General features: G+C 68.3%; 10 protein-coding genes. 2 read left to right on the top strand and 8 right to left on the bottom strand.

Annotated elements, in window-relative coordinates; all coding sequences use genetic code 11:
* Positions 1-59 precede the first annotated feature (59 nt).
* From pafA to dop, 5 genes are all read right to left on the bottom strand, one after another.
* Positions 60-1418 (bottom strand): Pup--protein ligase, encoded by a 1359-nt coding sequence (gene pafA / locus MAY35_RS03825; RefSeq protein WP_238419421.1) that lies wholly within the window; start codon positions 1416-1418, stop codon positions 60-62.
* Positions 1419-1490: 72 nt separating this feature from the next.
* Positions 1491-2282 carry a proteasome subunit alpha gene (gene prcA / locus MAY35_RS03820; RefSeq protein ID WP_238419420.1) on the bottom strand — a complete coding sequence of 264 codons (792 nt, stop codon included), beginning with the start codon at positions 2280-2282 and terminating at the stop codon, positions 1491-1493.
* Complete coding sequence (gene prcB, locus MAY35_RS03815; RefSeq protein WP_238419419.1) at positions 2279-3160, bottom strand: proteasome subunit beta; 882 nt, start codon at positions 3158-3160, stop codon at positions 2279-2281. Before prcB ends, prcA begins: the two co-directional genes overlap by 4 nt.
* Positions 3157-3348 (bottom strand): ubiquitin-like protein Pup, encoded by a 192-nt coding sequence (locus MAY35_RS03810; protein WP_004019064.1) that lies wholly within the window; start codon positions 3346-3348, stop codon positions 3157-3159. Before MAY35_RS03810 ends, prcB begins: the two co-directional genes overlap by 4 nt.
* 179 nt (positions 3349-3527) lie before the next feature.
* Positions 3528-5027: a depupylase/deamidase Dop gene (dop, locus tag MAY35_RS03805; RefSeq protein WP_238419418.1), complete on the bottom strand. Its 1500-nt coding sequence runs from the start codon at positions 5025-5027 to the stop codon at positions 3528-3530.
* A gap of 67 nt (positions 5028-5094) precedes the next feature.
* Between dop and glgP the strand changes: the two genes are divergently transcribed.
* Complete coding sequence (gene glgP / locus MAY35_RS03800) at positions 5095-7668, top strand: alpha-glucan family phosphorylase (protein ID WP_238419417.1); 2574 nt, start codon at positions 5095-5097, stop codon at positions 7666-7668.
* 44 nt (positions 7669-7712) lie between these two features.
* Here glgP and MAY35_RS03795 read toward each other — a convergent pair whose 3' ends face one another.
* The 3 genes from MAY35_RS03795 to MAY35_RS03785 all read right to left on the bottom strand — a co-directional run bounded on the left by MAY35_RS03795 (position 7713) and on the right by MAY35_RS03785 (position 13169).
* The gene (locus MAY35_RS03795; RefSeq protein ID WP_238419788.1) at positions 7713-10244 is read right to left on the bottom strand and encodes an FHA domain-containing protein; all 2532 of its coding nucleotides are present in this window, start codon (positions 10242-10244) and stop codon (positions 7713-7715) included.
* A 117-nt stretch (positions 10245-10361) separates the two neighbouring features.
* A complete protein-coding gene (gene arc / locus MAY35_RS03790) occupies positions 10362-12158 on the bottom strand; it encodes a proteasome ATPase (RefSeq protein ID WP_238419414.1) in 1797 nt (598 codons plus the stop codon).
* 180 nt (positions 12159-12338) lie between these two features.
* A complete protein-coding gene (locus tag MAY35_RS03785) occupies positions 12339-13169 on the bottom strand; it encodes a tRNA (adenine-N1)-methyltransferase (RefSeq protein WP_238419411.1) in 831 nt (276 codons plus the stop codon).
* A 157-nt stretch (positions 13170-13326) separates the two neighbouring features.
* Here MAY35_RS03785 and MAY35_RS03780 point away from each other — a divergent pair.
* The coding region (locus tag MAY35_RS03780; protein ID WP_238419787.1) for a RecB family exonuclease at positions 13327-14222 on the top strand (896 nt) is incomplete at its 3' end.

The raw sequence follows: 14222 nt of genomic DNA, 5'->3' as shown, positions 1-14222 counted from the left end.
TTAGAACGTGGCGGATCGCGCCGTGCGGAGGCACGCTGCCGCCACGCCTGTCCCCCATCTCACATGGACGCGATGAGGCGATCGACGCGCTCGTCGACACTGCGGAACGGGTCCTTGCACAGGACCGTTCGCTGGGCCTGATCGTTGAGCTTGAGGTGCACCCAGTCGACGGTGAAGTCGCGGCCGGCCTTCTGCGCCGCCGAGATGAAGTCGCCGCGCAGCTTGGCCCGGGTGGTCTGCGGCGGCTCGTCGACCGCGGTCTTGATCGCCTCGTCGGTGGTGGCGCGCGCCACGAGCCCCTTGCGCATGAGGACGTCGAACACGCCCCGGCCGCGCTTGATGTCGTGGAATGCGAGGTCGAGTTGCGCGATCTTCGGGTCGGAGAGCTCCATCGAGTACCTGTCCTGGTACCGCTGGAACAGCTTCCGTTTGATCACCCAGTCGATCTCGGTGTCGACCTTGGCGAAGTCGTCGCTCTCGACGGCGTCGAGCATGCGACCCCACAGATCGACGACCATGTCCATCTCGGGGTCCGGGCGACGGTTGGTGAGATGCTCGACGGCGCGCGCGTGGTACTCGCGCTGGATGTCGAGCGCCGACGCCTGACGACCGCCGGCGAGACGCACGGGCCGCCGGCCAGTGGGGTCGTGGCTGACCTCACGGATGGCGCGGATGGGGTTGTCGAGGGCGAAGTCGCGGAAGGCGACGCCCGCCTCGATCATCTCGAGAACCAGTGCCGCGGAGCCGACCTTGAGCATCGTCGTCATCTCGGACATGTTCGAGTCGCCGACGATGACGTGCAGGCGCCGGTACTTCTCGGCGTCGGCGTGCGGCTCGTCGCGGGTGTTGATGATCGGCCGGGACCTGGTGGTCGCCGACGAGACGCCCTCCCAGATGTGCTCGGCGCGCTGCGAGAGGCAGAACGTGGCCGCCTTGGGTGTCTGCAGGACCTTGCCCGCACCGCAGATGAGCTGCCGGGTCACGAGGAACGGGAGCAGCACGTCCGAGATCCGCGAGAACTCCCCCGCCCGCACGACGAGGTAGTTCTCGTGGCAACCGTAGGAGTTGCCTGCCGAGTCGGTGTTGTTCTTGAACAGGTAGATGTCCCCGCCGATGCCCTCATCGGCCAGTCGTTGCTCGGCGTCGACGAGCAGGTCCTCGAGAACCAGTTCGCCCGCGCGGTCGTGGTTGATGAGCTGGATGAGACTGTCGCACTCGGCAGTCGCGTATTCGGGGTGCGAACCCACATCCAGATAGAGGCGTGCGCCGTTCTGCAAGAAGACGTTCGACGACCGCCCCCACGACACGACGCGGCGGAAGAGGTAGCGCGCGACCTCGTCCGGACTCAGCCGGCGGTGGCCGTGGAAGGTGCACGTGACACCGAACTCGGTCTCGATGCCCATGATTCGTCGCTGCACTTGACCAACCCTACTCGCGCGGCCCGCGGCGAACCGGTGTGTCGAGACCGGTCGTCGCGAGCCGCGGCGTTCTCATCGTGCTTCGTCGGAGGAAGACTCGCCGGTGCCGTCTGCTGCACCGGTCCCGTCGGCCGGGGCGGTGTCAGCGGCTGCCGGCAACAACCCTTCGACCGTGGCCGTCGTCAGGCGCCGGAACGCTCGCCGCGGACGATTGTGGTCCAGGACGGCGACTTCGAGGTCGCCCGCCGTCAGCACGCGGCGTTCGGCCGGAGTGCCGCCACCGTTGTCGGCGGGGGTCGTCAGGGCGGTCACCGCGACCCCGATCGCCCGCCCGAGCTCCATGTCGGGTTCGTAGCTCTCCTTCAGGGCGGCCGCGATCGGCTCGGTCGCACCGCCCATCACGAGGAACCGGGTCTCGTCGGTGATCGATCCGTCGTACGAGATCCGGTACAGCTGAGAGCGTTTCGGCTTGCCCGGCCGGGCGACCTCGGCGACGCACAGCTCGACCTCGAACGGCTTGGCCTGTTCGGTGAACACACTGCCCAGGGCATTCGCGTATGTGTTGGCCAGTGACAAGCCGGACACGTCGGCGCGGTCGTAGCTGTACCCGCGCATGTCCGCGAGCTGGATGCCCGCCTTGCGCAGACTCTCGAACTCGTTGTACTTGCCCACCGCGGCGAAGCCGATGCGGTCGTAGATCTCGCTCGTCTTGCGCAGCGTGTTCGACGGATTCTCCGCGACGAACAGCACGCCGTCGGCATAGGTGAGGATCACGACGCTGCGACCACGGGCGATGCCCTTGCGGGCGAGCTCCGAACGATCGCGCATGATCTGTTCGGCGCTGGCGTAGTACGGGAACGTCATCGGGCACCTCCCTCGTGCTCGGCACTCCGGCGCTCGATGACGGCCCGTGCGGCCGCCTCGATGTCGGACGCCTCGACCTCGCGTGCACCTTCGGCACCCACGACGGCCGCCATCGGGAAGATCTTGCGCACCAGGTCGGGTCCACCGGTGGCCGAGTCGTCGTCGGCCGCGTCGTAGAGCGACTCGACGGCGATGGCGAGCGCCTCGTCGGCGCTCAGGTCCGGGCGGTAGAGCTTCTTCAGCGACGACTTGGCGAACACCGAGCCCGAACCGATGGCCGTGTAGCCACCGAACTCCTCGTGGCGGTCACCCGCGACGTCGAAGCTGAAGATCCGGCCGTGTTCGTTCGGGTCGTCATGGTCGATGTCGTATCCCACGAGAAGAGGGATCGCCGCCAGCCCCTGAAGGGCGGCGCCCAGATTTCCGCGCACCATCGACGCCAGGCGACTGACCTTGCCGTCGAGCGTGAGCGGAACACCCTCGATCTTCTCGTAGTGCTCGAGTTCGACGGTGAACAGCCGCACCATCTCGATCGCGATCCCCGCGGTCCCGGCGATTCCGGCCGCTGAGTACTCGTCGGTGATGTAGACCTTCTTGACGTCACGCGTGGCGATCAGGTTGCCCATGGTGGCGCGCCGGTCACCGGCGAGTACGACGCCTCCGGGGAACGACACGGCCACGATCGTGGTGCCGTGCGGGATGTCCGAGGCACCGCCGGTGCCGCCCGCGAACGATCCCACGCGATCAACCTGGGCCTGTGGCAGTTGCTCCGGTGCGTGCACACGGAGGAACTCGGTGAACGACGAGATGTCCGCACTCAGGGCGGGGGCCGAACGGGTATGGGACAGCGGGGGCAGTGAACCGAACCTGTCGCTCACTGGCCGCCCTTCTGCACGTAGGCACGGACGAAGTCCTCGGCGTTCTCCTCGAGCACGTCATCGATCTCGTCGAGCAGGTCGTCGGTGTCCTCGGCCAGCTTCTCGCGGCGTTCTTGTCCGGCGCCGGAATCGGGGCCGACGCCCTCGTCGTCGCCGCCGCCACCACGCTTGGTCTGTTCCTGCGCCATCTGCTGCCTCCTTGAAACCGATCGCCCCTTGGCGGGCTACCCGGGTCGGGAAACCCTTCAGGTGCCGGCTGTGCGCCGGACGGCCGTCCCGGTGACCCGACCTTGCGGAATCGTGTGCTCCCACACTACCTGTGGCGACGACAACTGTGGCGGAACGAGGCACAAGCCCCGGCACCGTGTCAGGTGGTGAGCTGGTCCACCAGTTCGGCCGCTGACGCCACCGAGTCGAGCAGTTGACCCACGTGCGCCTCGGTGCCGCGCAGCGGCTCGAGGGTCGGAATGCGGACGAGCGAGTCGCCGCCGAGATCGAAGATCACCGAATCCCAGCTCGCGGCCGCCACGTCCGCCCCGAAGCGCCGCAGGCACTCGCCGCGGAAGTAGGCGCGGGTGTCGCGGGGCGGTTCGGTGATCGCGGCCAGCACGTCGTTCTCGTCGACGAGGCGTTTCATCGAACCGCGCGCGACGAGACGGTTGTACAGACCCTTGTCGAGGCGCACATCGGAGTACTGCAGATCGATGAGCTGCAGGCGGGGCGCGGACCAGGTCAGGTTCTCGCGCTGCCGGAAGCCCTCGAGAATCCGCAGCTTGGCGGGCCAGTCGAGGATGTCGGCACATTCCATCGGGTCGCGTTCGAGGCGGTCGAGGACGTCCGCCCATGTCTGCAGCACGTGTGCGGCGCGCTCGTCGTCGGAGTGCTCGCGGTCGTGGAACCTCTGGCAGCGATCGAGGTACTCGCGCTGCAGTGCGAGCCCGGTGAGTTCGCGGCCATCGGTCAGCGCGACCGTGGCCGTCAGCGTCGGATCGTGACTGATGGCGTGCACGGCCTGTACCGGGCGGGCGAGTTCGATGTCGGAGAAGTCGGCGCCGGCCTCGATGAGATCGAGGACGAGGGCCGTGGTGCCGACCTTGAGATAGGTCGAGGTCTCGGCGAGGTTGGCGTCACCGATGATGACGTGGAGCCGTCGGTACCGTTCCGGGTCGGCGTGGGGCTCGTCGCGGGTGTTGATGATGCCGCGCTTGAGTGTCGTCTCGAGGCCGACCTCGACCTCGATGTAATCCGATCGCTGCGACAACTGGTAGCCGGCCTCGTCGCCGGACTGACCGATGCCCACCCGACCGGATCCGGTGATGACCTGCCGGGAGGCGAAGAACGTCGTGAGCCCGCCGATGACCGCGGTGAACGGGGTGTCGCGCGCCATGAGGTAGTTCTCGTGGGTGCCGTAGGAGGCGCCCTTGCCGTCGATGTTGTTCTTGTAGAGCTGCAGTTTGGGCGCGCCCGGCACACTCGCGACGTGACGAGCCGCGGCCTCCATCACCCGTTCGCCCGCCTTGTCCCAGATGACGGCGTCCAGGGGGTCGGTGACCTCCGGCGCGGAGTACTCGGGATGGGCGTGATCGACATAGAGCCGCGCGCCGTTGGTCAGGATCATGTTGGCCGCACCGATCTCGTCGGCGTCGATGATCGGGGCCGGCCCGGACCCGCGGCCGAGGTCGAAGCCACGGGCGTCACGCAGCGGTGATTCCACCTCGTAGTCCCAGCGGGTGCGCTTGGCGCGCGGCACCCCGGCGGCCGCCGCATAGGCCAGGACGGCCTGCGTGGAGGTCATGATCGGATTCGCGGTCGGGTCGCCGGGCGCGGAGATTCCGTACTCGACCTCGGTCCCGATGATTCGCTGCATCCTTCGAGGGTAGATGTTCACTTCCCGCCGGTCGCAACCGCCGCACGCCGTGAGTACCGTCGACGCCGTGAAAGCATTCCGCCGGTTCACCGTTCGGGTACCCCTCCCCGACGGGTTGGCAGCCCTGGGCCCGTTGTCGCGCAACCTGCGGTGGGTGTGGCACGCCCCCACGCAGGAGTTGTTCGCCGAGATCGACCCGATCCGCTGGTCGGAGACCGGCGATCCGCTGCGGGTGCTCGCCGACGCCGATCCGGCACGGCTCGCCGAACTGGCCGACGACGAGAACTTCGCCGACCGCGTGGCAGCCGCGCACGACGAACTCGAGCAGTACCTCGCTGATCCGCAGTGGTTCGGGCGACATGCCGCGGAGGGACATCCGGTCCCACCGGGGATCGCTTACTTCTCCATGGAGTTCGGTGTCTCCGAGGTCCTGCCGATCTACTCGGGCGGGCTCGGCATCCTGGCGGGTGACCATCTCAAGGCGGCTTCCGACCTCGGCCTGCCGCTGATCGGCGTCGGCCTGTTCTACCGGTCGGGCTACTTCCGGCAGGGCCTCGACCACGACGGGTGGCAGATCGAGCGATACCCGGTCAACGATTCCGACGCCCTACCGCTCGATCTGTTGACCGACGCCGGATCACCGGTCGTCGTCGAGATCGCCATGCCGGGTGGCCGCACGCTGGCGGCGCAGGTCTGGGTGGCGTCGGTGGGCCGGATCCCGTTGCTGCTGCTGGACTCCGACATCCCCCGCAACAGTGACCAGCCCGCGGACGGGGCCGGCGGCGACGACCTGCGCGCGGTGACCGACCGGCTCTACGGCGGCGATCAGGAGCACCGCATCGTGCAGGAGATCCTGCTCGGCGTCGGCGGCGTCCGCGCGCTCCGCGAGTACGTGCGCATCACCGGTCGCGCCGAGCCCACCGTGTTCCACATGAACGAGGGCCACGCGGGATTCCTGGGCGTGGAACGCATCCGAGAACTGGTGGCCGGCGGACTGGACTTCGACACCGCGGAGGCGGTCGTCCGCGCGTCGAACGTCTTCACCACCCACACCCCGGTCCCGGCCGGGATCGACCGCTTCCCCACCGATCTCGTCGCCCGCTATCTCGACGCCGACGACGCCGGCGGCTCCCGGCTGCTGCCCGGACTGTCGGCGGCGACCGTCGCCGAACTCGGCGACGAAGCCGACCCCGGCGTGTTCAACATGGCGCACATGGGCTTCCGGCTCGGCCAGCGCAGCAACGGGGTGTCGCAACTCCACGGCGCCGTGAGCCGCACGATGTTCGCCGACCTGTGGCCGGACTTCGACGCCGACGATGTGCCGATCGGTGCGGTGACCAACGGGGTCCACGGGCCCACGTGGGTCGCCCCGGTGTGGCGCGACTTCTCCGGTGGAGACGAGGACTCGGCGCCCGAGGCCTACGCGGCGCTGCCCGACGAGACCATCTGGGCGACCCATGAAGCGCTGCGTGCCGACCTCGTCGCGGAGGTGCGTCGCCGCGCCCATGCCAGCGGTCGGCAACGCGGATTCACCGACGCCGAACTCGGCTGGACCGCGGACCTGTTCGATCCCGGTGTGCTCACCATCGGCTTCGCCCGGCGGGCGGCCACCTACAAGCGACTCACGCTCATGCTGCGGGACCCGGAGCGGATGCGAGCGATCCTCACCGACGCCGAGCGGCCGGTCCAGTTGGTGATCGCGGGCAAGGCCCATCCCGCCGACGAGGGCGGTAAGTCACTCATCCAGCAGGTCGTGCGGTTCGCCGAGGACCCGGAACTGCGCGACCGTATCGTATTCCTACCCGACTACGACATCTCGATGGCACGCCACATCTACGCGGGATGCGATGTGTGGCTGAACAATCCGGTGCGTCCGATGGAGGCGTGCGGGACGTCGGGGATGAAGTCCGCGCTCAACGGCGGGCTCAATCTGTCGATCCTCGACGGGTGGTGGGACGAGATGGCCGACGGCGAGAACGGTTGGGCCATACCGTCCGCCGAGGGGATTTCCGACGAGCATCGACGTGACGATCTGGAGGCCGAGGCGCTGTACGCGCTCCTCGAGGAGACCGTGGTCCCGCTGTTCTACGACCGCGACGGCGGCGGTGTGCCGAGGCGATGGGTCGAGATGATGCGGCACACCCTCACGCGGCTGGGTCCGCAGGTTCTCGCGTCGCGGATGGTGCGCGACTACACGACCGCGCTGTACGGGCCCGCGGCCCGCGCCTACGAGGCTGCATGCGCGCACTCCTACGCCGACGCGCGCGACCTCGCCGCCTATCGCCGGTCGCTCGAGACGGGATGGTCGTCGGTCGTGGTCGCCGGCGTCGACGACGAGAGTCGCGACGACGGCCTGCACGTGACGGCACATGTCGGCCTCGGCGATCTGGGCCCCGACCAGGTGTCGGTCCAGGTCGTCGTGGGCCGGGTGACCGACGACGGCGAGATCATCGACCCCGCCGTCGAGGAGATGAGCCCCGGGCCGGACCGCGATGCGTCGGGACGGGTGCTGTTCACGAGGCTCGTCGCACCCCCCGTGTCGGGTCGGCTCGGCTACACCGTGCGGGTGCTGCCGCGCCACGAGCAGTTGTCGCACGAGGCCGAGCTCGGACTGGTGCGGTATCCCGTCACGGCCGGCTGAGGGGAACCGGGTCCGAGCCCAGCCCGGTGCTGTGACCGGGGCCGTCAGCGCTTCTTCAGGCGCAACCTCGAGTAGGTGAAGGCGAGCAGCAGCACGCTGATGACCGCGAGCACCCCGTAGGCGAGCGCGCTGTGCGCGACCGACGTCTCCCACAGCGAGATGCGCTGCGGCGCCGCGACGTTGATCGAGGCGAGATCGACGCTGCCGGCCGCGGCCACATATCCCCAGAACGACGGGAAGATCCACGACAGTTGTTCGAGTCCGATGCCGTCGAGCTTGAACAGACCACCACAGAACACCAGCTGCACCATCACGACGATGACCAAGGGCGGCATGACCTGTTCGTTGGACTTCACCGCCGACGAGATGGCAAGGCCGACAAGCGTGCTGACGCAGGCGAGGACGGCCACGGCGACCAGCAGCGCCAACGGCGGCGGCAGGATCGGACCACCGAAGTCCGGTAGTCCTCGCCCGGCGAAGGTGATGCCGACCATGATGACGGTCTGCAGGATCGCGGCGACGAAGAACACCACGATCTTCGCGAACAGGTATGCGCCCGGGCGCAATCCGACCGCGCGCTCTCGCTCGAAGATGTCGCGTTCGCCGACCAGGTCGCGGACCGTGAGCGCGGCACCCATGAACGCCGCGCCGACGACGAGGACGACGAGGATCTGGATCGCCTCGGCCCCGTCCTTGGGCGGCGGCGCGTTGGGGATCACCTCCAGTCGCGCGAACCCGCTGGATCCGGGGATGACGAGGGTGAGCAACCCGAGCACCACCGGCAGCAACACGAGGAAGACCAGGTATCCGACGTCGGCGAAGATCAGCCGGACCTGGCGTCGGGCGATGGTCGACGACTGTCGGGGGAAGCTGGTGTGCGGCACCGGTATCGGCGGGCCGGGTGGTCGTTGCGGTGGCGGCGGGTTGGGTGCACGACGGTGGCGTTCCAGGTAGCGCATGTGCGCGGCGTCGGGCTGGTCGGCCACGTAGGCGAAGATCTCGGCCCAATCGGAGGTGCCCATCTCCCCCTGCACCTGGGCGGGCGCGCCGCAGAACGACGTCTTGCCGCCCGGCGCGAGCAGCAGCACCTGATCACACATCGACAGATACGTCAGCGAGTGCGTCACCACCAGGACGACGCGTCCCGCATCGGCGAGCCGGCGCAGGGTCGCCATCACCTGTCGGTCGAGAGCGGGGTCGAGTCCGGAGGTCGGTTCGTCGAGGATGAGCAACGACGGGCCGGTCAGCAACTCCATCGCCACCGACGCACGCTTCTGCTGCCCGCCCGAGAGCTTTTCCACCCGGGTGTCGACGTGTTCGGTCAACTGCAGTTCGCTGAGCACGCCGTCGATGACGCGATCGCGGTCGGCGGTGGAGAGGTCCGGGGGCAGCCGGAGCTCCGCGGCGTAGCGCAACGCCTGTCGGAGGGTCAGCTTGTGGTGCAGGACGTCCTTCTGCGGAACCATCCCGATGCGGGTACGCAGGGCGTCGTATTCGGCATGGACGTTGCGGCTCTCGAACGTGACGAGACCGCTTGTCGGAGAATTCAATCCGGCCGCGATCTTGGAGACCGTGGACTTCCCCGCGCCGGAGGGGCCGATGACCGCGGTCAGGGTTCCGGGACTCGCACTGAAGTCGACGTCGGCGAGCAGGCGTTTGCCGCCGTCGACGACGAGACTGACCCCGTGGACGTGGAGTCCGTCGGCGACGGCAGCACTCTCCTGCCCGCGCATGAGAGTTCCGCCGGACACCACGAAGTCGCTGTTGCCGATCGTGACGACGTCGCCGTCGGTGAGCGGTGCGCTCGACACCCGCCGCCCGTTGACGAAGGTGCCGTTCACGCTGCCCAGGTCTTGCACGACGAGGGCACCGCCGCGGTTGGACACCTGTGCGTGATGCCGCGAGGCGAGCACGTCGCTGACGACGATGTCGTTGTCGGGGGTGCGACCGATGCGCTGCACGCCGCGCAGGGAAATCGACTCCCGCTCCGGCGGGGTCGGCGCCCCCGGCAGCCGGTAGACCGCGGACACATTCTGTTGCAATGCCTGCAGATGCGGCGCGTTGAGCAATTCGCGCGGCATCGGGTCCATGCCACCACCCGGACGCGCGTACCCCCCGGGCGCCCGCGCCGGCATCTGACCGGAGGCCGGCATGCCGGCCGACCGCGGACCCGACTGGGGGTGGCCCGATTGAGGGTGACCCGAGTACATCGGCCGCGACGCCGGCCGGGCCGGAATGCCATGGCCCGGACTGCCGGGCGGGCGACCGGCCTGCACCCCCGCGTCGACCACGAGGTCGACGACCGGTCCGGTGTTCACGTCACCGAGACGGACCTGGACGGGTCCGGTGACCATCATCTCGGCCACGCGTTGCCCGTGCGCGAAGAAACCGTTGGTGCTCCCGATGTCGACCAGGTACCAGGCCGCGCCGCGCCACTCGACGGCAAGATGACGACGCGACACCATCGGGTGATTGATGACGATGTCGTTGTCGGGCTCCCGGCCCAGAGTGAGGCGCGGTGAGTCGCCCAGTGGGTGGGGCGCCCCACCGTCGACGATCACCCGTCCCCGCGCCATCGGTGTGCTGTTCATCGACGACAACTCTAGTGCGTGAGCGCACCCCGCAGGCCGTTCTGTCGAGCAGACGGCCGACCCCTGAGGAGTCGGCCGTCTGTCCGAATGACACGCGGATGATTACAGGTATTGACCCGTGTTGGTCTCGGTGTCGATGGCCCGGCTGGCGCCGGAGCTCTTGCCGGTGACCAGCGTGCGGATGTAAACGATCCGCTCGCCCTTCTTGCCCGAGATCCGGGCCCAGTCGTCCGGGTTCGTCGTATTGGGCAGGTCTTCGTTCTCCGCGAACTCGTCGAGGATCGAATCGAAGAGGTGCTGCACCCGCAGACCCGGTGTGCCCGTGTCGAGCTGGGACTTGATCGCGTACTTCTTGGCACGGTCGACGACGTTCTGGATCATCGCGCCCGAGTTGAAGTCCTTGAAATACATGATCTCTTTGTCACCGTTGGCGTACGTGACCTCGAGGAACCGGTTGTCCTCGCTCTCGGCGTACATCCGCTCGACGACCTTCTCGATCATCGCGTTGACACACGCTGAGCGATCTCCGCCGAACTCGCCGATGTCATCGGCGTGGATCGGCAGTTCCTCGGTGAGGTACTTCGAGAAGATGTCGATCGCCGACTCGGCATCGGGACGCTCGATCTTGATCTTCACGTCGAGGCGGCCGGGACGCAGGATGGCCGGGTCGATCATGTCCTCGCGGTTGGAGGCACCGATGACGATGACGTTCTCGAGGCCCTCCACGCCGTCGATCTCGCTGAGCAGCTGGGGCACGACCGTGGTCTCGACGTCGGACGAGACACCCGAGCCGCGCGTACGGAAGATCGAGTCCATCTCGTCGAAGAACACGATGACTGGCGTGCCCTCCGAGGCCTTCTCACGGGCGCGCTGGAAGATCAGCCGGATGTGCCGCTCGGTCTCACCGACGAACTTGTTCAGCAGCTCCGGACCCTTGATGTTGAGGAAGTACGACTTGGCCTCCTGGGCGTCGTCGCCCCGGACCTGCGCGATCTTCTTCGCGAGGGAGTTGGCGACGGCCTTGGCGATGAGCGTCTTGCCGCAACCGGGAGGGCCGTAGAGCAGCACACCCTTGGGCGGGCGCAGCTGGTAATCGCGGAACAGGTCCTTGTGCAGGAACGGCAGTTCCACGGCGTCGCGGATCTGCTCGATCTGGCGGCCGAGGCCGCCGATGTCCTCGTACCCCACGTCCGGAACTTCTTCGAGGACGAGGTCCTCGACCTCGGCCTTGGGGACCCGTTCGAAGGCGAACCCGGCCTTGGTGTCGATGAGCAGCGAGTCGCCCGGGCGCAGCTTCCGCCGGAGCCCGTCCTCGCCGTCGACCTCGCCGAGCAGCGGCTCGGCCAGCCACACCACCCGCTCCTCGTCGGCGTGACCGACGACGAGAGCCCGCTTGCCGTCGCCGAGGATCTCGCGCAGGGTGCTGATCTCGCCCACCGTGTCGAACTCGCACGCCTCGACGATCGTCAGCGCCTCGTTGAGGCGCAGGGTCTGCCCCTTGGTCAGCGAGTCGGTGTCGATGTTCGGCGAACACGTGAGCCGCATCTTGCGGCCGGAGGTGAACACGTCGACCGTGCCGTCGGGGTGGACGTCGAGGAGTACGCCGTAACCGCTGGGCGGTTGTCCGAGGCGGTCGACCTCCTCGCGCAGGGCGACGAGTTGCTGCCGGGCTTCCTTGAGCGTGTCGAGCAGCTTCGCGTTGCGTGTGGTGAGGCTGTCGACCCGCTCCTGCAGATCCCTGGCGTCACCCGCCCGGCCAGCCGCACCCCGCGCGGAAGCGCCCGGGCCGCTGCGTGGCAGAGGCGGTGTATAGGCAGGGGTGAAGCCCTCGTCGGATGCACTGACGCTCTCGGGGACCCCGCGGTCCCCCGTGGCATCGTGGCGGTCAGATTCGGTCATTGCTGACTCCTCTCGCCGGCAATCACCCGATCCCTCGATCGGAATGCTCGCGCCGTATCCCTACGCTACCGGCAGCGACGCCCGAACGCCGTCCACCCCGCGATCCGCGGTGTTGACGGGATGTTAAATGTGCGTCTTCGCAACGTATTCGCGATGTTTCGCCGCTCGCCGCGGCCCGGATCAGCCCTTGCTCGGCCGGCGCTGCGGGCGCAGCGTCGTGGTGCCGTCGGCCAGGCGACGGGCAGTGATGAGAAAGGCCGTGTGGCCTTGCATTTTGTGTTCTGGACGCACCGCGAGGCCCACTGCACTCCACTCGCGCAGGAGCGTCTCCCAGGCCCGCGGTTCGGTCCAGCACTCCTGCTCGCGCAGCCGTTCCATCACCCGTGAGAGCTGGGTGACCGTGGCCACGTAGACGGTCAAGACCCCACCTGGTTTCAACACGGTGCGGACGACGTCGAGGAGTTCCCAGGGCGCGAGCATGTCCAGGATGACCCGGTCGAACTGCTCGTCGGCGTCCACATTGGCGAGGTCGTCGACGGTCAGATGCCAGTTCTCGGGTCGGCCTCCGAAGAACGTCTCCACGTTGCGCACCGCGTGCTCGGCGTGATCGTCGCGGATCTCGTACGACACCACCTGGCCCTCGGCACCGACCGCGCGCAACAGGGAACACGTCAGCGCGCCGGAGCCGGCGCCTGCCTCGAGCACCCGCGCGCCCGGGAAGATGTCGCCCTCGAGAACGATCTGCGCGGCGTCCTTGGGGTAGATGACCTGGGCGCCGCGCGGCATCGAAAGCACATAGTCGACGAGCAGGGGGCGCAATGCCAGGTACTGGGTCCCGCTGAGGGCCGAGACGATGCTCCCCTCGGGCGCACCGATCAGGTCGTCGTGGGCGATGGCGCCACGGTGGGTGTGGAACTGTTTGCCCTCCTCCAGCACAACGGTGAACTTGCGCCCCTTCGCATCGGTCAGCTGAACCCGGTCGCCGACGGCGAACGGTCCGGTGGTGGGCACAGGTGCTTCCTCTCGTGAACGATCCGAACGTGCCCGGCGTTGCGGCGCGGGCGGTTCGTGGGCCGTGTGGACGTTACCCGACGGTGCCGGCGCCCCCGGCGAGTGTCGGAACGGCGGGCTGTCGGGGCCGAGGCCTACCCTGCGAGGAGTGAGCACCATGATCGGCACCGAGGACACCTGCGGCACCGACGACACCCCCACCGACGCCGGGACAGCACACCGACCGGACTCCCCCGGTGCCGGCGCGCGTGGGATCGTCGGCCGGCCGCTCGCGCTGTCCCCGTCGCGAGCCGCCGACTTCAAACAGTGCCCGCTGCTCTACCGCTACCGCGCGATCGACCGCTTCCCCGAGACCCCGACGGCCGCGCAGACCCGCGGCACGGTCGTGCATGCGGCGTTGGAGCACCTCTTCGACATGCCTGCCGAGCTCCGGACGCAGGACTCGGCCGAACTGCTGGTGGAGGGTGCGTGGGCGGCGCTGTGCGAGAGCGACCCGACCCTCGCCGACGTGATCGGCGAGGGCAGTCAGGAGCAATTCCTCGCCGGCGCCCAGAAGCTGATCGCGACCTACTACACGATGGAGAACCCGACGGCCTTCGACGCCGACGCCGTCGAGGAACACGTCGAGATCGACACCGATGACATGCTGATGCGGGGATTCATCGACCGCATCGACGTCGCGCCCACCGGCGAGATCCGCGTCGTCGATTACAAGACCGGACGGTCGCCCGGCGAGGCGTACGAGGCGAAAGCCCTGTTCCAGATGAAGTTCTACGCGCTGGCGATCCTGCGCACGCGCGGCGTCGTCCCCGCCCGGTTGCAGCTGATGTACCTCTCCGACGGCCAGCAACTGGTCTATCACCCCGACCACGACGAGCTGATGCGCTTCGAGCGCACCCTGCGGGCCATCTGGCAGGCGATCCGGGCCGCCGTCGCCTCGGGTGACTTCCGGCCGAAACGTTCGTGGCTCTGCAAGTTCTGCGAGCACCGAGCGCGCTGCCCGGAATTCGGCGGCGAGGTTCCGCCCTACCCGGGCCCACCCCCTGGTTTCAC

This window comes from Gordonia sp. 'Campus' (assembly GCF_022206305.1).
Classification (GTDB): Bacteria; Actinomycetota; Actinomycetes; order Mycobacteriales; family Mycobacteriaceae; genus Gordonia.
The sequence above is the reverse complement of the archived record's forward strand: the minus strand, read 5'-3'. Positions and strand labels throughout refer to the sequence as shown.

What these genes read in the sequence shown, in the direction of transcription:
- prcA (WP_238419420.1), bottom strand. Translation starts at nt 2,282, where the DNA reads ATGACGTTCCCGTACTACGCCAGCGCCGAACAGATCATGCGCGATCGT.
- arc (WP_238419414.1), bottom strand. Translation starts at nt 12,158, where the DNA reads ATGACCGAATCTGACCGCCACGATGCCACGGGGGACCGCGGGGTCCCC.
- MAY35_RS03810 (WP_004019064.1), bottom strand. Translation starts at nt 3,348, where the DNA reads ATGGCGCAGGAACAGACCAAGCGTGGTGGCGGCGGCGACGACGAGGGC.
- MAY35_RS03795 (WP_238419788.1), bottom strand. Translation starts at nt 10,244, where the DNA reads ATGGCGCGGGGACGGGTGATCGTCGACGGTGGGGCGCCCCACCCACTG.
- dop (WP_238419418.1), bottom strand. Translation starts at nt 5,027, where the DNA reads ATGCAGCGAATCATCGGGACCGAGGTCGAGTACGGAATCTCCGCGCCC.